This window comes from Oleiphilus sp. HI0067 (assembly GCF_001635735.1).
The window spans coordinates 1-711 of sequence record NZ_LWFI01000558.1 but is presented as its reverse complement, the minus strand read 5'-3'; the positions used below and the strand labels follow the sequence as shown (position 1 = coordinate 711).

At 44.4% G+C, this 711-nt stretch carries 1 protein-coding gene and 1 pseudogene; both read right to left on the bottom strand.

Annotated features, from left to right (window positions below; all coding sequences use genetic code 11):
* Positions 1-465: pseudogene (locus A3739_RS06565) on the bottom strand (hypothetical protein); the annotation flags it as partial.
* On the bottom strand, positions 455-711 hold a 257-nt coding region (locus A3739_RS29515), incomplete at its 5' end, for a hypothetical protein (protein WP_082878301.1). The pseudogene A3739_RS06565 and the gene A3739_RS29515, both read right to left, overlap by 11 nt.

The following is a 711-nucleotide window of genomic DNA, read 5'->3' as shown; positions in this document are numbered from 1 at the left end:
GCCGCCAAATAAATGCATAAACAAATAACGCATACTGGCTTTGTATGCGGAGTTTGTTGCGCCAGCCCAGATCACTGCGGTAGAGCCAATTGCCATTAACTCCCAATAAATAAATACGCTGATCAAGTCGCCAGAAGAAGTCACCCCGATTGCGCTACCGGCGTATAAAAACGCTGCAGATAACTCCAAGGTGGAAGCGGTACGCATCGCATAGATGCCACCAACCAAGACCATCAAAGAAAAGATAGTCGCAAACAACTTGCCTACGGTTGAAAAATCAAGCGGTGATAGCGTGTATTCAAGAAAACTTGTTTGCCAAAGCGCGTTATCGGGCAAGGTCCAGATAAGTGTCAATGCAAGTACAGGCAAAGCCACAAGTACAGCTTGTCTCAACAAACCCTGAGTAATAGGGATCAATAGCGCCCCAATGATAATTATCCAGCCTGGTGGAAATTCAATCATCATAATAATCCTCTCCACGCTTCAAGACGTAGCCAAGCACTTTTGCGCCGACCACCATAGCGGCACATGTAACAAATCCATACCATGCTGAAAAACCAAAGGTGCCATCAATACCAAAGTGTTCATGCTTATGAATCAATAATTCAGATAAGACGGTCAGAACCAAAATGGCGATAAATACCTTCCAGAGCAAACTGATCGATGCCGGTCTCATTAACCAATGTTTTTCAGGTTCATTCATAGAGACAG